The 25,372-nt window shown below is 35.0% G+C and carries 18 protein-coding genes; 10 read left to right on the forward strand and 8 right to left on the reverse strand.

The features are described from left to right. From GKZ86_RS20930 to GKZ86_RS20960, 7 genes are all read left to right on the forward strand, one after another. The coding region (locus tag GKZ86_RS20930) for a T9SS type B sorting domain-containing protein (RefSeq protein WP_154785007.1) at nt 1-7,974 on the forward strand (7,974 nt) is incomplete at its 5' end. A gap of 43 nt (nt 7,975-8,017) precedes the next feature. Continuing rightward, entirely contained in the window at nt 8,018-9,004 is a 987-nt protein-coding gene (locus GKZ86_RS20935) for a type IX secretion system membrane protein PorP/SprF (RefSeq protein WP_228526580.1), read from the forward strand. Between the two features lie 221 nt (nt 9,005-9,225). Further along, nucleotides 9,226-10,413 carry a phosphoglycerate kinase gene (pgk, locus tag GKZ86_RS20940; protein ID WP_154785009.1) on the forward strand — a complete coding sequence of 396 codons (1,188 nt, stop codon included), beginning with the start codon at nt 9,226-9,228 and terminating at the stop codon, nt 10,411-10,413. Nucleotides 10,414-10,522: 109 nt separating this feature from the next. After that, nucleotides 10,523-12,367, forward strand: a complete 1,845-nt coding sequence (locus tag GKZ86_RS20945; RefSeq protein ID WP_154785010.1) for a LysM peptidoglycan-binding domain-containing protein — start codon at nt 10,523-10,525, stop codon at nt 12,365-12,367. A 46-nt stretch (nt 12,368-12,413) separates the two neighbouring features. Further along, nucleotides 12,414-13,382, forward strand: a complete 969-nt coding sequence (locus GKZ86_RS20950; protein ID WP_154785011.1) for a DUF4837 family protein — start codon at nt 12,414-12,416, stop codon at nt 13,380-13,382. Between the two features lie 53 nt (nt 13,383-13,435). Further along, nucleotides 13,436-14,077, forward strand: coding sequence for a DUF1579 domain-containing protein (locus GKZ86_RS20955; RefSeq protein WP_154785012.1), 642 nt, complete (start codon nt 13,436-13,438; stop codon nt 14,075-14,077). A 141-nt stretch (nt 14,078-14,218) separates the two neighbouring features. Next, the gene (locus GKZ86_RS20960; protein WP_154785013.1) at nt 14,219-14,665 is read left to right on the forward strand and encodes a GNAT family N-acetyltransferase; all 447 of its coding nucleotides are present in this window, start codon (nt 14,219-14,221) and stop codon (nt 14,663-14,665) included. On the opposite strand, the gene GKZ86_RS20965 is transcribed toward GKZ86_RS20960, so the two are convergent. The 4 genes from GKZ86_RS20965 to rnpA all read right to left on the reverse strand — a co-directional run bounded on the left by GKZ86_RS20965 (nt 14,666) and on the right by rnpA (nt 18,424). After that, complete coding sequence (locus GKZ86_RS20965) at nt 14,666-15,469, reverse strand: OmpA family protein (RefSeq protein ID WP_154785014.1); 804 nt, start codon at nt 15,467-15,469, stop codon at nt 14,666-14,668. Between the two features lie 5 nt (nt 15,470-15,474). Beyond that, entirely contained in the window at nt 15,475-17,112 is a 1,638-nt protein-coding gene (locus GKZ86_RS20970) for a S41 family peptidase (protein WP_154785015.1), read from the reverse strand. A 2-nt stretch (nt 17,113-17,114) separates the two neighbouring features. Continuing rightward, nucleotides 17,115-17,936 (reverse strand): DUF4349 domain-containing protein, encoded by an 822-nt coding sequence (locus GKZ86_RS20975; protein WP_154785016.1) that lies wholly within the window; start codon nt 17,934-17,936, stop codon nt 17,115-17,117. An 80-nt stretch (nt 17,937-18,016) separates the two neighbouring features. Further along, entirely contained in the window at nt 18,017-18,424 is a 408-nt protein-coding gene (gene rnpA / locus GKZ86_RS20980; RefSeq protein ID WP_154785017.1) for a ribonuclease P protein component, read from the reverse strand. Between the two features lie 125 nt (nt 18,425-18,549). On the opposite strand from rnpA, the gene GKZ86_RS20985 reads away from it, so the two are divergent. From GKZ86_RS20985 to GKZ86_RS20995, 3 genes are all read left to right on the forward strand, one after another. After that, a complete protein-coding gene (locus GKZ86_RS20985) occupies nt 18,550-19,290 on the forward strand; it encodes a 1-acyl-sn-glycerol-3-phosphate acyltransferase (RefSeq protein WP_154785018.1) in 741 nt (246 codons plus the stop codon). 52 nt (nt 19,291-19,342) lie between these two features. After that, entirely contained in the window at nt 19,343-20,335 is a 993-nt protein-coding gene (locus tag GKZ86_RS20990) for an acyl-ACP desaturase (protein WP_154785019.1), read from the forward strand. Between the two features lie 198 nt (nt 20,336-20,533). Then, a complete protein-coding gene (locus tag GKZ86_RS20995; protein WP_154785020.1) occupies nt 20,534-21,187 on the forward strand; it encodes an HD domain-containing protein in 654 nt (217 codons plus the stop codon). 609 nt (nt 21,188-21,796) lie between these two features. On the opposite strand, the gene GKZ86_RS21000 is transcribed toward GKZ86_RS20995, so the two are convergent. From GKZ86_RS21000 to GKZ86_RS21015, 4 genes are all read right to left on the reverse strand, one after another. After that, nucleotides 21,797-21,919, reverse strand: a complete 123-nt coding sequence (locus GKZ86_RS21000) for a FeoB-associated Cys-rich membrane protein (protein ID WP_154785021.1) — start codon at nt 21,917-21,919, stop codon at nt 21,797-21,799. A gap of 6 nt (nt 21,920-21,925) precedes the next feature. Then, complete coding sequence (gene feoB, locus GKZ86_RS21005) at nt 21,926-24,025, reverse strand: ferrous iron transport protein B (RefSeq protein ID WP_154785022.1); 2,100 nt, start codon at nt 24,023-24,025, stop codon at nt 21,926-21,928. Continuing rightward, nucleotides 24,025-24,264 carry a FeoA family protein gene (locus GKZ86_RS21010; RefSeq protein ID WP_056196581.1) on the reverse strand — a complete coding sequence of 80 codons (240 nt, stop codon included), beginning with the start codon at nt 24,262-24,264 and terminating at the stop codon, nt 24,025-24,027. Before GKZ86_RS21010 ends, feoB begins: the two co-directional genes overlap by 1 nt. Before the next feature lie 103 nt (nt 24,265-24,367). Then, on the reverse strand, nt 24,368-25,033 hold the full coding sequence (locus GKZ86_RS21015; protein ID WP_154785023.1) for an SCO family protein: 666 nt from the start codon (nt 25,031-25,033) through the stop codon (nt 24,368-24,370). Nucleotides 25,034-25,372 lie beyond the last annotated feature (339 nt).

The raw sequence follows: 25,372 nt of genomic DNA on the forward strand, positions 1-25,372 counted from the left end.
ACATTAAATTACGCAATACTTTCACCGGCAAGTGCAACAACAAACGTTACAGGAGCTACAAGTGGAATATTTACAGGCTTGACAGATGGTACTTACTTATTTGAAGTTACCGATGCTAATGGTTGTAAAGATCAGAAGTCTTACATCGTTAAACCTGTAACGAGCATTACTATTGCAGGTGAGTTAGTAAGCAATGTTACTTGTAACGGAGGTACTAATGGAGCTGTTAAGTTTACTGCTGCAAACTATGCAGGAACTTATACTGCAACATTAACTGCAGGAACAGGTACATTAACTCAAACAGGAAATACTGTAAATGTTACAGGTCTGGTACCTGGAACTTACACAGTTCAAATTACGGATGACATTACAGGTTGTACAGCTACGGCTTCAATCACTGTAACGCAGCCAACCCCTGTTGTTCTTAGTCTGGTAAGCAATACAAATGCTAATTGCAACTTTGGTGCAAGAGTAACGGTTTCTGCTGCTGGCGGAACTCCAGCTTACAAATATGCCTTTGTTCAAAGCGGAGCGACTCCTGTTGCAGCAGATTATGACACTGTTTCAAGTGTTGTTTTAGATCCAACAGTAAATACAGCTTGGGATGCTTATGTATTAGATGCAAACAATTGTCCTGCTGTTTACAGTTTTACAATTGCTACAGATGCACTTCCAACGATTGATACACCTGCAACTCCATATTGTTATATGGGAGGTCCGGTACCAATTACAATTACAGGAACTTATGTTGGCGTGCCAATGTACAGTATTGGTAACAACTACCAATCTAGCCCTAATTTTGTATTGAATGCACCAGGAACTTACACATTCTCTATTAGAGATGGTAATGGTTGTGTGACGTCAACAGCTTACGAGTTAAAACAACAATTATTATTAAAAGCAACATTAACACAGGATTATACTTGTGCAGGTGATGCAAGCATAACATTATTAGCAACTCAGGGTACTTTAACGTACAATACATTTGAAGTGAGTTATAATAATGGCGCATACACTGCGGTTACCGTACAGCCTTATACTACTAATGTTCCTGGAACATATACTTTCAGAGTAACAGATAGTCAGGGATGTCAGGCAACTTCAGTTTCGGTAGAAGTAACGCCAAGAACAACTCCAACAGCAACAGCTACTAAAAATGATGTTAGTTGTACAGGAGGTTCAGATGGTAGTATTGTAGTTACTGCTGCAAACGGATTAGCACCTTACCAATATCAATTAGATGGAGGAACATTCCAAACATCAAATATATTTACAGGTTTAGCGGCTGGAGCACACAATATCGTTGTTAAAGACGCAAAAGAGTGTGTTACGATCACATTGCCGGTTACGATTTCAGAGCCAACAGCTTTAGCTGCAACAGCTACGGTAACAACTGCATTAAGTTGTGGAACTGGAAATTCAACTCAGGCAGCAACAGTTACTGTTACTGTTGATCCAACAACGGGAACAGCACCATACCAATATAGTTTTAATGGTGGTGGTTATGGTTCAACAAATACTTATACAACAACGGCATCAGGTAATGTTACCGTTTCAGTTAGAGATGCCAATCTGTGTATAATCGCAGTACCGGCAAGTGTAACTGTTCAGCCACTTAACCCGCCAACGATTACAAATATTACAGGAACGCCAATCTGGTGTATGCCGGCAGCTAACACAACAAGTACCGTTACAATAACGACTACTAATGGTGTTGGTACATTAAATTACGCAATACTTTCACCGGCAAGTGCAACAACAAACGTTACAGGAGCTACAAGTGGAATATTTACAGGCTTGACAGATGGTACTTACTTATTTGAAGTTACCGATGCTAATGGTTGTAAAGATCAGAAGTCTTACATCGTTAAACCTGTAACGAACATTACTATTGCAGGTGAGTTAGTAAGCAATGTTACTTGTAACGGAGGAAATAATGGAGCTGTTAAGTTTACTGCTGCAAACTATGCAGGAACTTATACTGCAACGTTAACTGCAGGAACAGGTACATTAGCTCAAACAGGAAATACTGTAAATGTTACAGGTCTGGTACCTGGAACTTACACAGTTCAAATTACGGATGACATTACAGGTTGTACAGCTACGGCTTCAATCACTGTAACGCAGCCAACCCCTGTTGTTCTTAGTCTGGTAAGCAATACAAATGCTAATTGCAACTTTGGTGCAAGAGTAACGGTTTCTGCTGCTGGCGGAACTCCAGCTTACAAATATGCCTTTGTTCAAAGCGGAGCGACTCCTGTTGCAGCAGATTATGACACTGTTTCAAGTGTTGTTTTAGATCCAACAGTAAATACAGCTTGGGATGCTTATGTATTAGATGCAAACAATTGTCCTGCTGTTTACAGTTTTACAATTGCTACAGATGCACTTCCAACGATTGATACACCTGCAACTCCATATTGTTATATGGGAGGTCCGGTACCAATTACAATTACAGGAACTTATGTTGGCGTGCCAATGTACAGTATTGGTAACAACTACCAATCTAGCCCTAATTTTGTATTGAATGCACCAGGAACTTACACATTCTCTATTAGAGATGGTAATGGTTGTGTGACGTCAACAGCTTACGAGTTAAAACAACAATTATTATTAAAAGCAACATTAACACAGGATTATACTTGTGCAGGTGATGCAAGCATAACATTATTAGCAACTCAGGGTACTTTAACGTACAATACATTTGAAGTGAGTTATAATAATGGCGCATACACTGCGGTTACCGTACAGCCTTATACTACTAATGTTCCTGGAACATATACTTTCAGAGTAACAGATAGTCAGGGATGTCAGGCAACTTCAGTTTCGGTAGAAGTAACGCCAAGAACAACTCCAACAGCAACAGCTACTAAAAATGATGTTAGTTGTACAGGAGGTTCAGATGGTAGTATTGTAGTTACTGCTGCAAACGGATTAGCACCTTACCAATATCAATTAGATGGAGGAACATTCCAAACATCAAATATATTTACAGGTTTAGCGGCTGGAGCACACAATATCGTTGTTAAAGACGCAAAAGAGTGTGTTACGATCACATTGCCGGTTACGATTTCAGAGCCAACAGCTTTAGCTGCAACAGCTACGGTAACAACTGCATTAAGTTGTGGAACTGGAAATTCAACTCAGGCAGCTACGGTTACAGTTACTGTAGATCCAACAACGGGAACAGCACCATACCAATATAGTTTTAACGGTGGTGGTTATGGTTCAACAAATACCTATACAACAACGGCATCAGGTAATGTTACCGTTTCAGTTAGAGATGCCAATCTGTGTATAATCGCAGTACCGGCAAGTGTAACTGTTCAGCCACTTGATCCACCAACAATAGATAATGTTTCTGGAACACCAATCTGGTGTACACCAGCTGCAAATACAACTAGTACAGTTACTGTAACAGTTAGTCATGGTGTTGGAGCTTTACATTATGAGATTACATCCCCTGCAAGCGCTGTTTCAAATGTTTCAGGAGCTACAAGCGGACAATTTAATTTATTGCCTGCTGGAACTTATATTTTCAAAGTTACAGATGCTAATGGTTGTACAGATGTAGCAACATATACAATTGATGCTTTAATCAATATTACAACTGCAGGTCAATTAATAAATGATGTAGTTTGTAACGGAGAAGCAAACGGTTCAGTGAAATTTGATGTAGATAATTTCGCAGGTACTTATACAGCTACGTTAACAGCTGGTCCAACTACGGGTACATTAACTCAGGTTGGTAAAGTGGTTACTTTAACTAATTTACCTGTTGGAACATACACAGTTCAGGTTAGAGACAATATCACAGGTTGTACAGCTTCTGCTTCAGTAACTGTAGGTCAGCCAACGGCATTATCATTAGCTGAAACTAAAAACGTACATGCTAATTGTAAATCAGGTGCTCAGGTTACTGTAACAGCAGCCGGAGGAACTCCAGATTATAAATATGCATTTATTACAGCTGCAACGGCTTCGCCAACAGCTGCAGATTATACAAATAGTAACAATGCTGTTTTAGATCCTGCAGTTAGTTTAAATTGGAAAGCTTATGTGATCGATTCTAAAAATTGTGAAACATTTATTCCAATTACAATTGTACTAGATCCGTTGCCAAATAATATTACTACAAATGTTGCGACTCAACAATGTCCATCTGCGACAGGAGAGTACACATTCACGGTAACAGTAGGTAATGGTATTGCACCTTACGAATACAGTATCGGTAATGGTTTCCAAACAAGCAATACTTTCACAGTAAATGCACCAGGAAATTATACAGTAACTGTTAGAGATGCTAACCAATGTGAAGTAACAGTAGCTACTCCTGTAACTATTTTACCAGCATTACAATTAGACTATACAATTACAGCATTACCAGGTTGTGTTGTTACAAATAATGGTGTTATAAGAGCTACTGCAAGTGGTGGTTCAGCAAGTGCGAATTATAGATATACTTTAGATGGTGGAGTTACTATTACAACTACTCCTGCAGTATTCAATAATGTTACTCCTGGAACTCATATTATTAGAGTTCGAGATGCTGTTACTGGATGTGCTGTCCAAACAACAGTGTTCGTAGCTCCTGCTACAACAATTACAGGACTGCATTTAGATAAAATAGATGTAACATGTAACGGAGGCAGTAATGGTTCAATCACTGCTACTTTAGACGCAAGTTCAACAGGAGTTAATGATAACCCGGTTTACGTTTATAGATTAACAGGAACTACAGCTTTAGGAGTTCCGGTTATCAGACCAAACCAAACGAATTCAACATTTGACAACCTTCAGGCTGGAGATTATACTGTAACAGTTACTTCAGGTAGAGGATGTGAAGATTCTGAAGATATTAGAATTAACCAGTTCGATCCAATTGTTGTAGCTACTCCGATAGTTGTACAATATGGTTGTGCAGCCGGTACAAATACTTCAAACTATGCTACAGTAACAGTAGGTACTGTAACTAAAGGATCTGGAACTTATACAAATTATGAGTTCTTCAGAGATGGTGTTTCAGTTCAAAGTGGTTCACAAACAGTATATACTGAAACGGATTACTTAGGAGGCAGCTACACTGTAAAAGTTACTGATGATGCAGGTTGTTCAGGTACAAGCACGGCAATGCCAGTTAGAGCATTCATTCGTTTAGATGCAATTAACGTTTCAAATGTTGCAATAACTTGTATCTCTAATGAAGATATTACTATAACAGTAACATCTACAGGAGGAACACCAGCGTTACTTAATTATACAGTTAAAGGCACAGATAATGCTTATAACCAAACAAAAACAAATGGTAATTTCACTGGATTAACAGTAGGAAGCTATATAATCACGGTTACAAACCTAGCAACGGGTTGTAGCTTAGAAAAAGCGTATTATGTTGCAGAACCTAATACATTTGAGATTAAAGCGATACCATTTACAAAAGAAATTTGTTTCGGTACAACAAACGGAAGCGTAGATTTAACTTTTGTTGATAATCAATTAGATCCAACAAATGATGCAGGACCTTTCAATTATACAGTTACTGGTCCATTCCCAAGTACTGCAACAATTACTGGAACAACAACAGATGCAGGTCCATTTAGAATTTCGAACTTAGCAGCTGGTCAGTATTCTGTTATTGCTAGATTAGTGGCAAGTCCTACATGTACAGTTAATACTGTGTTTAGTATAGATCAGCCTGCTACAGCTTTAACTGTAACAACTGAAAAAGATGAGATTACTTGTAAAGCAGGTAATAATGACGGAGTTATCTATGCTGCTGCACAAGGTGGTTGGGATACTAGTTATGAATATCAATTAGTACTAAACGGTACTACGATAATCTCAGATTACTCTGCTACAGCAACATTTGAAAACTTAGGAGCAGGTACTTATACAGTTAATGTAAGAGATAGCAAAGGATGTCCTGTATCAACAACAGTAACCTTAGCGATTCCAACTCCAATAGCATTTACAGCTGCGGCAGATGCAACAATGTTGTCATGTTTTGGAGATAAGAGTGGAGTAATTAGAGTTTCTCCTCCTACAGGTGGTCAAGGAAGTAATTACTTATACACGTTAACAGTACTTTCAAACAACCCTGTTACAACTGTTGGACCTCAAATTAGTCCTGTTTTTGACGGATTAGGAATAGGAAGATACACAGTAACAGTAACTGACGGATTTAGCTGTACAGCAACTTCATCTGCAGAAATTGTAATTACTGAGCCAACATTAGTTAAACCGGCATTAGTTAAGTCAAGAGAACAAACTTGTCAGACACTTGCACAGCTTACATTAAGCGCAAGCGGAGGAACACCTCCTTACACATATAGTGCGACTGAAGATTTTGCAATTGTTTTAGGAACATTCGCAACGACAACAGCTCCATTTAATGTTCCGGTTGGTACATACAGCTATTATGTTAGAGATGCTAACGGATGTAAATCATTTGTTACTGCACCAATAACTATAGAACCTCTGGTTCCACTAGATCTTATCATAGATAAATCTGGTTCAGTAGTTAGATGTCAGGGAGACGCAACAGCATCAATATTTGCTGAAGCAGTTGGTGGTTTAGGAGATTATGTTTATACATTGCTTGGTACTACTAATAATGTTATTCGTCCAGCTCAGACTAACGGAACATTTGAAAACTTACCAATGGGTACATACCATGTAAAAGTAGATAGTCATGATTGTAGTAAAACAGGTGATGCAATAATAATCAGCGAGCCGCCAACTCCTGTAACAGTTACACCACATGTAACAGATGTTACTTGTTTCGGAGCAAACAATGGTATTATCGAAATTATTGCAACAGGTGGTACAGGTAATATTCAATACTCAATTTCACCGGATCTTGATAAATTTGATTCGAAATTTGTTTTCGACAAATTAGCTCCTGGAGATTATCAGGTTTATGTTAAAGATGAAAATCTATGTGGTGGAATATATAATTTCACAATTGCAAATGGTAATTTACTTTATGCAACTTTAGATGCAACATCTATTCAACCGGAGTTATGTGCAGGAGAAAATAACGCTTCATTTAAAGTTGATATCTTTGGAGGTAAGCCAGGTTATTTTGTACGTATCGATAATGAAACTGCTTTTGTCCCTGCTAATGGACCTGGAGGTACTTCGCACACATTTAGTGGATTAAAAGGAGGTAAGCATACAGTATACTTTACAGATAGTTATGGTTGTGGACCTATGGAACTTGTTGTTGAAACACCAAATTCTGTAACAATAGATCCAACTACTACTGAAACAGTTTACGGTTGTGAAACGAATACAACAACAGTGATTTTTGATGACAGTAACGATGTTGCTGATCTTGATTTCTCTCTGGATAATACTGGAGTGATTAATCCTGATGGACCTGTATTTAAAGATCTTGCTCCTGGCCCGCATACTATTTTAGTAAGACATACAAACGGATGTGAGAAGAGAACTCCTGAATTTACAATTCAAGGATTTGCTAAACTTACCCTTGTAGATATTACTAAGAGCAGTAAAGCAGAGGTTAACATAATCAGAGTACAAGCTGCAGGAGGTAGAAAACCTTATCTATACAGCTTCGACGGTGGACCATTTACAGAATCTAATGAGTTCAGAATTTACGAAAGCCGTATTTACAGAGTAGTTGTTAGAGATCAAAACGGTTGTGAAGAATTTATAGATATAGAAGGTAAATTCATCGACTTCTGTTTACCAAATTACTTTACACCTAACGGAGGTAATGGCGATCATACTCTAATAGGCCCTGGTTGTGGTGCATTAGCTTACAAGAACCTAACATTCGATATCTTCGACAGATACGGTAGAGTAGTTGCTAAGTATCACGTAGGTGAAAAATGGGATGGTAGATACAACGGAGCAGAATTGCCAACAGGTGATTACTGGTATGTTCTTAAACTAAATGACGAGAAAGATGATAGAGAGTTTGTTGGACATTTCACACTATACAGATAACAAATTTGAGCCCCAGACTATGTTATCTAAAAAAATTATTACAATGAAAAAATTAATTTTATCCTTAGTACTCATGGCTGTAACATCAGGTTACAGCCAAGAGTTAAACCTACCAGTGTTTACGCAGTATTTGGCAGACAACCCTTTTGTTATCTCTCCTGCTTTTGCGGGTATTGGTGACAATCTTAGAATCAGAGCAAATGGTCTTACCCAATGGGTAGGAATTAAAGATGCCCCTGACAACCAATCGTTGTATGCTGATTTTAGAATTCTGGATCGTTCCGGAGTCGGAATCTCATTGTATAATGACAGTAACGGAAACACCAGACAAACTGGTGCTAAGGTTTCGTTTGCACATCACCTTATCTTAGATTATTATTCAAAGCAATATTTATCTTTTGGTATCTCATACAACTTCAATACGTTTAAAGTTGATATTGATAAATTTACAAATGATGCAAATAGTGGCGGTATGCCGGTAAATATCGATCCTTCAGTTACCGATAACCGCTATAATTCAAATAACAACTTCGACATTAGTGCTTTGTATCGTAATAAAGCATTTTATTTAAGTTTTAATGCGAATAACGTTTTAAAGAAAAACACAGATAAATACAGAGGAGTTGAACCATCATTACTTTCAAACTATCAGGTATATACAGGATTTGTTTTGAAAGATGGAGAAAACAGCCGTATCGAATACGAACCATCTTTGTACTATCAATACTTTGCAAGTGATGGACGTTCTACTACCGATTTCAACTTCAAATACAGACGTTATAATCGTTACGAAGATTACTACTGGGTTGGAGTTTCATATCGTTTCTTGAATGACCAATTCCCAAAACCATTATCTGTAGGACCAATGTTAGGTTTCATGAAATCTAAATTTTACTTCGGATATTCTTATCAGGTAATGTTCAACGATCTTGGGAACTATAATACAGGTACACACTCGATAACAATCGGAATAGATTTATTCGGTTCAATTAGTAACTGTCCTTGTACGCAAAGCCCGGTTCACGACTAAATAATAACCTTTACAATAAAGCTTACTGTTAAACATAACAGTAAGCTTTATTTGTTAATGGGAATGTAGCATTTTTCATCTTTTCCCTATTAGTTTGTTTTTATTTCATGATTTACAACGTTTTCGTTGTTATTGATAGGTTATTTTTGTATTTAATGAATTTAATACTATTGTAAAAGTTCTATATTTGTTATTCTTTCAAAAAATTAAAAAACTATCAAATGAAAACTTTAAACGATTTCGACTTTAAAAATAAAAAAGCTATCATCCGTGTTGACTTCAATGTGCCACTAGATGAAAACTTTAATGTAACAGATGCAACACGTATTGATGCAGCTAAACCAACTATCGATGCTATTTTAAAGCAAGGTGGAAGCGTAATCTTAATGTCGCATTTAGGAAGACCAAAAGGAGTAGAAGAAAAATATTCATTAAAACATATTCTTAAAACAGCTTCTCAAATTTTAGGAGTTCCAGTTCAGTTTGCTGAAAACTGTGTTGGAGAAGCAGCTCAAACTGCTGCAAAAAACCTTAAACCTGGAGAAGTACTATTATTAGAAAATTTACGTTTTCATGCTGAAGAAGAAGCTGGAGATGTTGCTTTTGCAAAAGAATTGGCTTCACTTGGAGACATTTATGTAAACGATGCTTTTGGAACTGCACATAGAGCACACGCTTCAACAACAATTATTGCACAATTTTTTCCAAACGATAAAACGTTCGGAACTCTATTAGCAAAAGAAATTGAAAGTTTAAATAAAGTACTTAAAAATAGCGAGAAACCAGTTACTGCAGTTCTTGGAGGTTCTAAAGTTTCATCTAAAATCACCGTTATCGAAAATATCTTAGATAAAGTAGATCACATGATTATTGGAGGTGGAATGACTTTTACTTTTGTTAAAGCACAAGGTGGCAAAGTTGGTGATTCTATTTGCGAAGATGACAAACTAGAATTAGCACTTGAAATTTTAAGATTAGCTAAAGAAAAAGGAGTTCAGATCCATATTCCTGTTGACGTAGTTGCTGCAGATGATTTCTCAAACACAGCAAATACCCAAATTGTAGATGTAACAGCAATTCCTGACGGATGGCAAGGTCTTGATGCAGGTCCTAAATCTTTAGAAAACTTCAAAAAAGTAATTTTAGAATCAAAAACTATTTTATGGAATGGTCCATTAGGTGTTTTTGAGATGGAATCTTTCGCAAAAGGAACAATCGCTTTAGGTGATTATATTGCAGAAGCTACAGAAAAAGGAGCTTTTTCATTAGTTGGAGGTGGTGATTCTGTTGCCGCTGTAAAACAATTTGGATTCGAAAATAAAGTGAGCTATGTATCTACGGGAGGCGGTGCTATGCTTGAAATGTTAGAAGGAAAAGTCTTACCAGGAATCGCTGCGATTTTGGATTAAAAAACACTTTTAACATTTTTTTGGATACCTTACACGAATAAACTGCTTAAGTTTGCAAAAGTAAAGTGTCTGTAATGACTTGAATTATAGAATTTTAAAAAAATGTTATATGATTATAAGGAAACTATCATTAGGAGTCTCAGTTTTATTGTCAATGGTTGGCTTTGCACAAGATGTTGCTAAAGCTGATTTACAGATAAAACCGGATTTAAAAATATCGTATTTAGATTCTGTTAAAAACTCATTTCAAAAAGACAAAATGTGTACTCGCGTAGACAGTCTTTGGATGAATGAATTAGTAAGTTTAGATATCTACGATGATTTAACGAAAGACATTCAAACCATCAATACAGATGTTACTGTTGATGAAGAATTACCAACTGAGTTGCTTAAACAGCGACTTCAGGTTATGAATGAGAAATCGCCTTTTGATATAGAATATAATCAAGGATTAGAAAACATAATAAAGTCGTTTCTTAAGAATCGTAAAAAATCGTTCTCTAGATTAATGGCTTTATCAGAATATTATTTCCCAATATTTGAAGATGCTTTTGCGAAACAAAACGTTCCTTTAGAAATTAAATATTTAGCCGTGGTAGAATCTGCTTTAAATCCTAAAGCAGTTTCTCACATGGGCGCCACAGGAATTTGGCAATTCATGTACGGAACAGGAAAACAGTACGATCTTAAAATCGATTCGTATATTGATGAACGCAGCGATCCTATGAAAGCTACAGCTGCCTGTTCAGAATATATGACCAAAATGTATAAAATTTTTGGAGATTGGGAGCTTGTTTTGGCTTCATACAATTCTGGTCCTGGAAACGTTACCAAAGCGATTCGTCGTTCCGGAGGAAAAACAAAATACTGGGATATTCGTAACCATCTTCCAAAAGAAACTCAAGGTTATGTTCCCGCTTTTCTTGCGACAATGTACCTTTTTGAATTCCACAAAGAACACGGAATCAATCCGGAAAGAGCAGTTGTTAAGAACTTTGAAACAGATACAGTTCAAATCAAGAATCAAATGTCTTTCAAACAAATTGCAGATTTGTTAGACATGCCACAATCACAAATACAACTTTTAAATCCTTCATATAAACTAAACGTTGTACCATTTTATCAAAATGAACCACACTTTTTACGTTTGCCGAAAGATAAAATTGCCACTTTTGTAAACAACGAAGACAAAATTTATGCTTACGTAAATTATCAGTCACAACACAAAGGACTTCCAAAACAATTAGCTTTAAAAGTAACTCCAAAAGGTAAAGCGCAACTTAATAATGCCGTTGCAGCAGCATCTGAAGTTCAGTTTTATAAAGTTAGAAAAGGTGATAACCTGGGAACAATTGCAGACAAATATGATGTTTCTATTTTAGATTTGAAAAAATGGAATAACCTTAAAGGAAATGCAATTGCACTTGGTAAAACTTTAAAAATCAAATCAAACAATGATTCGATTGTAAAAAATCCAAAAGAATTAAAAGTTACACCTGAAATAGACAGAAAACAACCTGAAGAAGCAATTGCATCTGCAAACAATAATGATAAAGGTGGTAAAAATATTGAATATGTAGTAGCTGCCGGAGATAATTTAGGAAGTATTGCTAAAAAATTCGATTTATCAGTTGCTGATTTAAAAGAGCTAAATAACCTGTCATCAAACAATCTTAGCCTTGGTAAAACATTAATTGTTGGTAAAGAGGTTATTTTTGAAGAAGAAACACCAGCAACAAATATAGCAGTAGCATCAACATCATCTATTGATTCATTTAAGAAAAAAACAGCTTCAGCTAAAAATATAACAGAAGATTATTACGTTAAAAAAGGAGATTCATTATATAGTATTTCAAAAAAATATCCCGGAGTAACAATTTCAGATATTAAAAAATGGAATAACATTAAAGATGGCGATATTAAACCCGGAATGAAACTTAAAATAAACGGATAATAAAAAATCTTAACTAAATTTGGGTTTTATTTCATAAACTAAGAAAATGAATAAAACCCATTTTTTATGCCTTTTACTTTCGTGTTTGTTTGTTTCTTGTTTTAAAAACGAAAAGCAGCCTCAACCCATATCAGGTAAAACAAACACCATTTCTATTATCATCGACGATCAGTTGTGGTATGGAGAAGTAGGCGACACCATTCGAAATAAATTTGCTTCACCCGTTTTAGGCCTTACACAGGAAGAGCCACTATTTACAATCAATCAATATCCTGCCAAACTACTCGAAGGTTTTGTAACCGATAGTCGAAGTATTATTGTGGTTAAAAAAGCCGCAACAGACAAATTCGAAATAAAACACAGCAAAGCCTTACCACATCATACATTTCGTATTTACGGAAAATCTATAGACGATATTATTTGCAGCATCGAATTAAATTCGGCACAAATGATCAAGATGATTCGCGATGCCGAGATTCAAAAAATCCAACAAGATAACAGCAAAGCATTATTAAATCCTGCCGTTATCAAAAACAAGTTTCATATCGGTTTGCAAATTCCCGCAGGCTACGAATATATGCTCCACAAAAAGAACTTCATGTGGCTTAAAAAGGAAATCATAAGCGGAAATACAAGTTTGCTTATCTATCAAATTCCAATTTCAAGGCTAACAAAAAGTTCAGACATTGTTGGAAATATTGTTCGAATGAGAGATTCGGTTGGCCGCTATATAAAAGGTCGTGAACCCAATACACAAATGATAACCGGCGAAGCTTATGCACCTTATTTTTCAACTATAGTTTTAAACGGAAAGAAAACTTTTGAAACGAAAGGCACATGGGAGTTGAAAAATGATTTCATGACCGGGCCATTTATCAATTATGCAATTGTTGATTATGCTTACAACAGAATTTTAGTTATCGAAGGATTTTGCTATTCACCATCTAATCAGGAACGTGACTTAATGTTAGAATTAGAAGCCATTATAAAATCAGTTAAAGTAGATAAAAGATAGCACTCGTATTTTTCTTACTTTTGTTTTTACAAAAAACTTAAAAACAGATGATTATGAAAAAAACTATTGTAACACTATTGATTTTAGTCCTGTGTTTTGCTTCTTGCAAAAAAGAGGTAAAAACAGAAACTGAAACCACCACAGCCACTGATACGATTAAAACCAAACAACCAGTTGCAGAAGAACCGTTAGATTCTGTAGCACAAATGAAAGCTTGGGCAGCTTATGCAACTCCTGGAAATCCGCATAAAATGATGGCAGATGAAATTGGAACCTGGAACTGCGACATGACTTTTTGGTCAGAAGCAAATGCAAAACCACAAAAAGCAACTTCTACAGCAAACATCAAAATGATCCTTGGCGGCAGATATCAGGAAGCAAATTATCAGGGACAAATGATGGGACAACCATTTGAAGGTAAAAGCACACTTGCTTACAACAATGCCAGCAAAGAATATACAACTACATTTATCGATAATATGGGAACTGGTATGCTGGTAGCCGTTGGTAAATATGATGAAAAAACAAAAAGTACCGAGTTTAAAGGTGATATGGTAAACCCGCTAAATGGTAAAAAAACACCTTACAGAGAAATCTACACCATAGTTGATCCCAAAACCCGAAAAATGGAAATGTTTGATGTTAAAAATGGAGAAGAATTTAAAAGCATGGAAATTATAATGAAGAAGAAATAGAAACAGATTTAAATAATAAATAGAAATCCCGATTGCTAAATGTGGTAATCGGGATTTCTATTTATAAATCTTTTTTAAAACAGTTGTAAATTTGATTTAATTTAGCTTTTTAAATAAATTGATCTTTTCAAATAATAGAGAATGGAATTAAAATGGAAAATAAAGCCTTTTGAGGCACTAACAGTTCACGAGTTATATGATTTACTCAAAGTAAGAAGTGAAATCTTTGTATTAGAGCAAAATTGCGTTTATTTGGATCTTGACGGTAAAGACAAGAAAGCACTTCACCTAATTGGAGAATACGACGGAAAGATTGTCGCTTATGCACGCTTATTTGATGCAGGAATTAGTTTCGACAATTCATCAATAGGAAGAGTAGTTGTTGATGCCAATTATCGCGATAAAAAATGGGGACACGACTTAATGCGTGAAGCTATTGCCGGAATTAAGTCAAATTTCGGGAAAGATGAAATTACAATAGGAGCACAATTGTATTTAAAGAAATTCTACGAAAGCCACGGATTCGTGCAAACAAGTGAAATGTATCTGGAAGATGATATTCCGCATATCGAGATGCAGCGAAAGTAATTAAAGCTTCGTAATCAAAAATTCAACACGTCTGTCATATTGATCGCCTTTTCCTAGCGGATATTTATTTCCGCAACCCTGAAAAGTCATTCTGCTTGTAGAGATTTTTTTAGACATCAAATACTTAAAAACGGATTTGGCACGGTTCCAGGAAAGTCTTCTTTCTTTGGTTTCCCTGTCAATTCCGTCACTGTAGATTTCCGGAGTACAGCAAACATGTCCTCTAATCTCAAATTGAATGTTTTTCTTGTTTTGCAATACAATTGAAATTTTATCTAATTCATTTTTAGAATGATGCGTTAATTTCGCACTTCCAAGATCAAATAAAATATTGTGCAAAGTAATTTTATCGCCAACTTTTAGATTGTCTTTGAATGAGTTTTGAATTTCTTTCCCAAAACTATTTCGCTTTACCGCAATTAAGTCAACCCGCCGATTTCTCGAACGCGTTTCATATAAGTTCTCGACAGTATCTTTTTTGATAATAACCCGTCCTTTGCCTTCAAGAATTATGATTTTACTTTGGTTAAAACCTTTAGAAACTAATAATTGCTGAATCGTATTAGCACGATTTCGGGATAATCTGAAATTATATTCGTCATTGCCGCGATCATCGCAATAACCATAGATTTGAATAGACTCAATTTTTGAGGTATCAATTGTTTTTATAAAATTCGTAACAACTTCAGTCTGTTGTTCAGTAAGATCAAATTTATCGAACTCAAAAAATATAGTTTCGATAGTTTTTTGCTGTGCCAGTAAATTGATCGTAAAGAATAGAAATAAGACTTTACAAATTTTCATTTTTTCTACATTTTTAAAATCGTTTTATACTCAGTTTGATTATTTAAAACGCTCACCGCTTTTTTAATTTCTGAATTGTTTTTAATGTAAAATTGATACAAACCTTCCTGATATTGGTATCTTTTGATTAGTTCTTCCTGAATTAAGTTTTTAATTTCCTTTTGGTTTTTATCCAGTAAAGTAGTTTCGCTTTTTTCAAGAGCATTTAATAACTGCTGATATTCTGCTGCGATCGTTTCGTCTATTTTTTCATTTTTGGCTGCAGCCAAAGTATTTTTCAGCGCCACTTCAGTTTCAGTATCAAAACTAATTTTGTTCGCTTTTAAGTATTGTTTAAAACTGGCATAATCCGCATCAGATACTGTTGGGATTTTATCGCCTAAATTTGGATTTTTATAATAGTAAGTTGTTGCATAATCAAAAATTCCGTCATTTTTTAAAAGCGCAGTTGTAATCGGGCTCACTTTAGCTTCATCCAATTCAATATCCGGCAAAACACCTCCACCATCATAAACCGTTCTTCCTTTTCTTGTTTTAAAAGCATTAAAGTTTTTAGCATCAGTTTTTTGAGCCACACCATTCTTGTCTTTATGCGCATAATCTAAAGCCTGAATACAACGGCCGGAAGGCGTATAATAACGAGAAATAGTTACTTTCAACTGAGTTCCGTAAGTTAAGTCAACAGAACGCTGAACCAAACCTTTACCAAAACTGCGGCTTCCTAAAACTACAGCACGATCTAAATCCTGCAAAGCCCCCGATACAATTTCTGATGCCGAAGCACTTCTTCCATTTACTAATATTGCCAACGGAATCTCAGTATCTATCGGTTGATTTTGAGTTTTATAAATATTATTATGTTTTTCAATTCTTGATTTTGTAGTTACAATTACTTCATTCTTTGGAACAAACAAATTACAAATATCAATTGCTTCATTTAGTAAACCACCCGGATTTCCTCTTAAATCAAGAACAATTTGTTTGGCGCCATCAGCTTTTAGTTTTTCAAGAGCTTCTTTAACTTCAGCCGCAGCTTTTCTACTAAAATGTGCTAAAACAATATAACCCGTTTTGTCATCAATTTTTCCGTAAAACGGAACCGATTTAATATCAACCTCATCTAAAACCAGAACCGTGGTTAAGGTTTTTCCCTGACGTAGGTATTTTATGGTAATCTTGGTGTTTTTAGTTCCCTTTAATAATTGCGAAGCATCATCTTTAAAATCGGCAATTAACACATCGCCAATCTGAATAATTTCGTCGCCCGCTTTTAATCCCGCTTTATCTGCAGGATAATTTTTATAAGGTTCGCGAACAATTAAACGATCTTTCTTTCTGGCGATCATAGCACCAATTCCGGTATATTCACCAGTATTGTTGATTTTAAAATTCACCACATCCTGCTCATTAAAATAAACCGTGTATGGATCTAAACTTCCCAACATACTTTTAATCGCTTTGTCCATCAAATCACCCGGATTTGTTTCGTCGACATAATTTGTGTTAACAGCTTTAAAAAGTGTTGTGAAGATTTCTATTTGTTTCGCAATCTCAAAGAAATCGTCTTTGAAACTCGTTCCAATAAATAAAAATCCTGCAGCAACAGTTGGTATAATGAACTTCTTTTTGAAATAAGGATACATGATTATGTTTTTTTTCTTTTAAATCTTTTTCTAATAAAATAGGCGAGTATAACAAATAACAGGATAAACGGCCAAACGCTAATGACTGATATTAAGAATTCTGAAAGGCTAAAAAATCCGGATTTAATAGCGCTCCATATTTTTGAACCAAATGAAATTTTAACTCCTTCTTTTTGAGCAATAGTTTTATAAAATTCAATCGAAATTGTGCTTTCAGAAACACGGCTTTCTAAATATTTCAAGCGCCCTTCTTTAGCTTCAATCTCTTCTCTTATAGCTGAAATTTGTTTTTCAATTTCTAAGATTTCACTTATTTTATTGGCTTTTTTTAGTATTTCTATATAACGCGCTTCAAGTTTGCGTTTTGTGTTTAATCTCGAATTCAAATCAATATATTCTTCCGTAACATCTTCAGAAGAAATATCCTTACGCTCAAAATAAGAAACGCCTTTGGAAACCGAACTTATGAAAGCATCAAAATTTTGACTTGGAACACGAACAGTTATATTTCTATAAACGCTACCATCATCCTTTCCTTCAGAATCATTTTGTACCTTTCCTTTATTGGCTTTTATCGCAGTTTCAATTTGATCGAAAGTACTTTCCAGATCATTTGTTTCAAAACGAAGGGACGCTTGTTTTATTATTTTCTGTTGAATTTCTGGCGAAGGAATCTCTGCATCTTTATCTGAAAGGGATTCACTTTTATAAGCTGGAGAAACTTTGACGGTACTAACCGCCATATTATTATAAACTTCATCTTCGTTTTTACTACAACCTGTAAGACCTAAAACAATCAGAAACAAAAAGGAAATGTATCTCATAAAATTTCAATTTAGAGCTAAAACTACAATTTTTTTATAATTTTTAATCTAATTTGATAAATAAACTTCCGTTTCGAGATCTACAAGTCAGCTTTGATTTCAGAATCAGCAGGTTTGTTTACTTGTTGAAGAAACTTCTCGAACAATTGAATCGTTTTGGTATTGATTTCTTCGTAAGATAATCGGTCTTTCGTTTGATAGAAAAACATTATAGAATAAGGCTTTTGCAAATTATCTAACAGTAAATGTTTGTTCAATCGATAAGTCTCTCTTAATACACGTTTGAAGTAATTGCGGTCGACTGCTTTTTTGAAATATTTTTTAGAAACCGAAACCCCAATTTTAGTTCTGTTTTCTTCGGAATCAGTTTCAGCTAAACGATAAACCAGACGTAATGGATATTTTGATACCGATTTTCCCTCAGAAAACAGTAATCCAATCGTAGTTTTGCTTTTTAAATGTTCGTTTTTTGGGTAAGTGAAGCTCATTAATTCAGAAAAAAGTTGCAATTTTATAAGGCAAAGGTACAATTAAACCCTAAAAACGGTTATTGTTTTTAATTTTAATACCGCTAAAAATATATTTATTACTTTTGGCCTTTAATTTTTTAAGCATGCAAAAGATAATTTCGTATCCCATATCCGTAATTTACTATTTATGTTTTAGTTCCTGTTTATTGGTTTTTCATCCAATACAATGGATCTGCCTAAATGTTTTTGGTTATCAAGCGCATAAAAAGAGTGTCGATTATCTAAATCTTTGCCTTTTAACCTGTACCAATTTTGTTGGAACAACCTATAAAATTGAAAACAGAGAGACAATTCCTACTGGAGTTCCGTTAATATTTGTATCAAATCACCAAAGCATGTACGATATCATAGCAATGATTTGGTACTTTAGACGTTTTCATTGTAAATTTGTAAGTAAGAAAGAGTTAGGCAGCGGAATCCCAAGTGTTTCATACAATTTACGTCATGGAGGATCTGTTCTGATTGACCGTAAAGACCCAAAACAAGCAATTCCAGTAATCAAGGGATTGTCTGAATATATCGAAAAATATAAAAGATCTGCTGTAATTTTCCCCGAAGGCACCCGAAGTAAAACCGGAAAACCAAAAGAGTTTGCCCAAAGCGGTTTGAAAATTTTATGTAAATATGCCCCATCAGCATATGTAGTTCCGGTAAGCATTAACAATTCATGGAAAATGGTTCGTTATGGTATGTTTCCGGTTGGTTTAGGAAATCACCTTAGTTTTACGGTACATAAAGCTTTAGCTGTAAAAGATTATGATTTTGCAGAATTAATGGCTTTGACGGAAAAGGCAGTTGTAGAAGGAGTAAACGAGTATAAATAGATTTTTGTTTTTAGTAAAAACTAAAACTTAAATCCCAAATCTAAAATAAGTAATGTCTATAAAAAACATTAGATTAGAAGTGATGCAGTTTTTGGAAAAAAACGTGGATAGCTTTGTAGAACAGTATTTAATTCCAGTAGAAAAAATTTGGCAGCCGTCAGATTTTCTGCCTAATTCTGAAGGAGATAATTTCTTTGAGGAGGTTAGAGAACTACGTGAAATTGCTAAAGAATTACCATACGATTTCTGGGTAACGCTTGTTGGTGATACGATCACTGAGGAAGCTTTACCAACTTACGAATCATGGTTAATGGATGTAGAAGGAGTAGACCAGGTTGAAAATGGTGGAAATGGATGGTCGAAATGGATCAGACAATGGACTGGAGAAGAAAATCGCCATGGTGACTTGCTAAATAAGTACTTGTATTTGTCCGGACGTGTAAATATGCGTGAAATCGAAATGACGACACAACATTTAATCAACGACGGTTTTGATATTGGAACTGGAACTGACCCATACAAAAACTTTGTATACACTAGTTTTCAGGAATTAGCAACTTATGTATCGCACAACAGAGTAGCGCAAATCGCTAAAAAGTTTGGGGATAATAAATTGTCTAAAATGTGTAAAATGATTGCTGGTGACGAAATGCGTCATCACCATGCATACAGCGAATTTGTCACCCGTATTTTCGCTGTAGATCCAAGTGAAATGATGTTGGCGTTTCAATATATGATGAAACAAAAAATCGTTATGCCGGCACATTTCTTAAGAGAATCAGGTCAAAAGATAAGTTCAGCTTTTGAGCAGTTTTCAGACTCTGCACAACGTATTGGAGTTTATACTGCAAACGATTATGTAGATATCATGCAAAAGTTAATGGATAAATGGGAAATTGATAAAATTTCAAACCTTACTGATGAAGCAGAAAAAGCACGTGATTATTTAATGAAATTACCGGCACGTATGGCCAAAATCTCAGAAAGAATCGTGATTCCACAAGAATCGCATATCTTTAAATGGGTTGAACCGGCGAGACTTTAAATTTGAGATTGCAGATTTAAGTCCCGAGAACTCGGGATAGATTTTTGCAATTGATATTGATATTAAAAATGTTGATTGTTGGAGTTTAAGCTTTGACAATCAGCATTTTTTATTTAAAAATTTAAAAACATTTCTATAAATCTGCTCAATCTGCGAGAAACCAAAAACAATAAAATTTTCAAATTACATATCATCATCATGAATAACTCTGATCTAATAAACAAAACAATTGCTTTCGTAAAAGAAAAACTAAATGATGCCGAAGGCGGACACGATTGGTTTCATATTGAACGTGTTTATAAAAATGCACTTTTAATTGCCAAAGGAACAGATTGTGATTTAGTTGTAGTTCAATTAGGAGCTTTGCTTCACGATATTGCCGATAGTAAATTTCATAATGGAGATGAAACTATTGGACCAAAAACAGCACGTTTGTTTTTGGAATCTCAAAACGTTTCAGAAGCGATTATTCAACATGTGGTAAATATCATAGAAAACATATCCTATAAAGGTGGAAATTTCGAAAAGAAGTTTACATCAATAGAATTAGATATCGTTCAGGATGCAGATCGTTTAGATGCAATTGGTGCAATTGGAGTTGCAAGAGCATTCAATTATGGCGGATTTAAAAACAGAACTTTATACGATCCTGAAATTGCTCCAATAACCAACATGAGCAAAGAAGAATACAAAAACAACAACGCACCAACAATTAATCATTTTTACGAAAAGCTTTTACTCTTAAAAGACAAAATGAATACCGAAACCGGAAAAGAAATTGCTGCCGAAAGACACCGCTTTATGGAAACATTTCTTGCTCAGTTCTATGCAGAGTGGGAAGGAGTGAAGTAAGTTTTTCAGTTTTCAGTCGCAGTTTTAATAAAAACCCATAATGGTGTATAATAAGTGCACGATACAAAAACGTCATGTCGAGTCTGCAGCTTACTTCCGTAATATCGTAATTTACCGATGTAGCCAATTAGGATGCGGGCTCAACACGTAAAGTAACAGGTTATCCGAAGTAGGAATTATTCCGTCAGATACCAGAACTTTTTACGCTGCTTTAGAGTTTATGTTTTAAGAAGAGATAAGCTAAAATAGTTGCAAATAAAAATCCTAAAGCAAACCATAATAATCTTGAAACAAGATTGTCCCTGGTTATTTCTGTGTTTTCTAACTCTTTCATATTTAACAAATTAAGTTTATCAAATTTAATAGTGAAAGAATTTTACAAACGGAACTATACGTTTTTTTTATATTAAAATAAGACAAAGACATTTCTAAACTTCATTATAATAGACAGTTAGGTTTAATGCTTTGTAATCTTTAATGAACATTTTTGCGGACTTCTCCTGAAGCTTCGAAATGACAGATTCTGACAATATGGATATAACATTGTGGACTTTTGCGGTAGATAAAAAACCTCAGAACCTTAGTCACTTTGCAACTTTGAACCTCTGACTAAGAACATCCACAATTTCCATCACCACAATCTTTCTTCTTCTTAGATTTCCAAAAGAATTTTTTGATTAAGAAAACAATAGCAATAAGTAATATTCCAAAGGCGATAATTTCTTGTATCATGGCCGTTTATTTTAAAAGTTGATAAGCTAAAAGCGCTACGAAATAAGCCAGACCGCTCATTAAGAAAAGTTGCATCGCAGGCCATTTCCATGAATTCGTTTCTTTTTTGGTAATCGCTAATGTACTGGCACATTGCATGGCAAAAGCGTAAAAGAGTAATAATGATATCCCAGAAGCAAAATTGAATATCTTTTTGCCAGTTTCAGGATTTATTTCTTCCTGCATTTTGCTTTTTATTGTCACTTCGTTATCACTGCTTCCCACACTGTATATTGTGGCAAGTGTTCCAACAAAAACTTCACGTGCAGCAAATGAGCTAATAATTGCAATACCTATTTTCCAGTCATAGCCAAGCGGAGAAATTGCAGGCTCAATAGCTTTACCCATAATCCCGATATATGAATTCTCTAATTTTTGAGAAGCTACCTCGTTTTCAAATTGTATTTCATTTAAAGGAGTATCGACAAATTTTTCCTTCACAATGGTTTCCGCCTCGTTAAAATCTTTTCCAGGTCCGTATGAAGCCAAAAACCATAAAATAACCGCTATTGCAAGAATGATTTTACCTGCACCAACAACAAACGCTTTCGTTTTTTCGACAACATTAATCGCAACGTTCTTAAAAAGCGGTAATTTATAACTTGGCATTTCAACCACAAAATACGTTTTCGAGTTGAATTTCAATATCTTGTTTAATATGTAAGCAGACAGAATCGCAGTTCCAAAACCCAACAAGTATAACAACATCAATGCTAATCCCTGCATATTCAAAACACCAAACAAACGCTCATTTGGTATAACCAATGAAATAATAATAGTATAAACAGGTAATCTTGCAGAACAAGTTGTGAAAGGCGTTACCAAGATCGTAATAAGGCGTTCTTTCCAGTTTTCGATATTTCGCGTTGCCATAATTGCCGGAATTGCGCAGGCAGTTCCTGAAATTAAAGGCACAACACTTTTTCCGGAAAGCCCAAACTTTCGCATTATTTTATCCATCAGGAAAACCACGCGGCTCATATAACCACTTTCCTCAAGAATAGAAATAAACAAAAACAAAAAGGCAATTTGAGGAATAAAAATAATAACCCCACCAATTCCCGGTATAATTCCCTGCGAAAGCAAATCTGTTAAAATACCGCTTGGCAATTCCTGAGAAACCCAGCTGCTTAATGAAGCAAAAGTGCTGTCAATGAAATCCATCGGAATCGTTGACCAACTAAAAATAGATTGGAAAATAATAAATAATATGGCAAGGAAAATAACATAACCCCAAAACTTGTGCGTTAAAACACGATCAAGTTTGGCTCTGATATCTTTTGCCATTGTAGCATCCACTTGCAAACCTTCTTTCAAAACATCATTTATAAACTGATATCTTTTAATAGTTTCTTTTTGCTGTAAACGTTTTAATTCTGAATGCGATTTGGTAAAAGTGCTTCGGATTTCGTTACGATCTAAATTCGAAAAATTTACATCTTGTGTTATTACCAGCCATAATTTATACAATAATTGGTTTGGAAATGCATGTTGTAATTTTTTGAAATATTCATCATCAATAACTGAAGCATTTAAACAAGCTTCGTGCGGAATGGTTTTATAAGAAACAATTAACTCTTTTAACTGATCAATTCCTAAACCTTTACGAGAACTTACTAAAGCAATTTTAGTTTTTAGTTTATTTTCTAAATACGGAATATCTAAAGTAATTCCTTTTCTTTCCATTCGATCAGACATATTGATGACTAAAATCGTCGGAATTTCAAGATCTTTAATTTGAGTGTAAATCAGTAAATTTCGTTTCAGATTTTCAACATCTGTAACAACTACCGCTACATCCGGATATAATTTATCGTTTTTGTTCAGTAAAAGTTCAATCACCACACTTTCATCCATCGAACTTGCATTCAAACTATACGTTCCCGGCAAATCGAGAATATTAGCTTTTATATTGTGCGGTAATTTACAGAACCCGATTTTTTTCTCAACCGTAATTCCGGGATAATTTCCAACTTGTTGATTCAAACCCGTAAGTTGATTGAAAACAGAAGTTTTTCCGGTATTCGGATTCCCGATAAGGGCAACATTAATATTTTGAATGCTCATTACAAATTGGTTTTGATAAGTTCAACTTCAATTTCACGAGCAGTTTCAATACGAATCGCAACATGCGAGCCGTTAATGTCCAAATATAAAGGATCTCCAAAAGGAGCAATTTGAAGTAATTCGACTAAGTTGCCCGGTAAACAACCCATTTCTAATAATTTTAGAGGAATAAGATCGATATCAAAATCTTTGATAATGGCTTTCTCGCCTTTTTTCAGAGTGTGAATTGTATTTTGCAAGCTTATTTAGATTGAATTTAGATTACAAAAGTAGGCAATAATTCTTTATTGCAAGGCATTTAACACTTTTGAATATGCTAAATCTTTCTAAAAATAAGGGACTTTACTCTTTAGACAAGAAATCTATATCTTCTAAAAGACGCTTTATTTCTTCTTTGTTCGTTCCGTCATAAAATCCGCGAACACGGCGTTTTTGATCGACTAAAACAAAATTCTCTGTATGAACCATATCGTACAATTGATCTGGGCGACCTTGCTTTACGGCCAAATACGATTTTCTGGCCATTTTATAAATCTCTTTTTTGTCACCCGTAACCAAATTCCACTTGCTGTCGACCACGCCATATTTTACAGCGTAAGCTTTTAAAACCGAAACGCTGTCTACTTCCGGAAACACGGTATGAGAAAGCAACATTACTTTAGGATTGTTAAGGACTGCTTTTTGAACTTCGGATAAATTTGTTGACATTTTCGGACAGATAGATCCGCAAGTCGTAAAGAAGAAATCAGCAACATAGATCTTGCCTTCGTAATTTTTCTGGGTAATGGTGTCACCGTTTTGATTTACAAATGAAAAATCAGCAATGGTGTGGTATTTACTTTTGTATTGAACAGTACTGTCGACCAATTCAGGATTTACATCAGCTGGATTGTAAATTGGCAATGTTTTTTGTGGCTTCAAAGCCGAATAAAATAAAGATATAGTGACAACCGAAAACACAATTAAAACAATAAAGAATTTACGGTACTTGTAAAGAAACGATTTCATAAAAATAATTTGGTGCAAAAATACAAAAAGCTGTTTTTAAATAACGAATTGCGTGTTGTTTTTAACAGAAGACCTGGAATGTAAAGACCTTTCTTACGATAGGATTGCGAAATGGCACGCGGATTAGAACGGATTTTTTTATTTCGGTTACTTTTAATCTCGCAAAGGCGCGGAGGCGCAAAGTTTTTTTAAGATTTCCTAATGTCAGTCTGAGCGAAGTCGAAGACCCACAAAGTAGATCGCCAATCTTAGTAAACTTTAGAAAATAAAAAATCCGTTCTAATCCGCGTCTTCGCGAAAGCGAATCCGTGTCATCAGCGTGCCATTTCGTATAGTACT

The sequence above is a fragment of the Flavobacterium sp. LC2016-13 genome, from assembly GCF_009707955.1.
Classification (GTDB): Bacteria; Bacteroidota; Bacteroidia; order Flavobacteriales; family Flavobacteriaceae; genus Flavobacterium.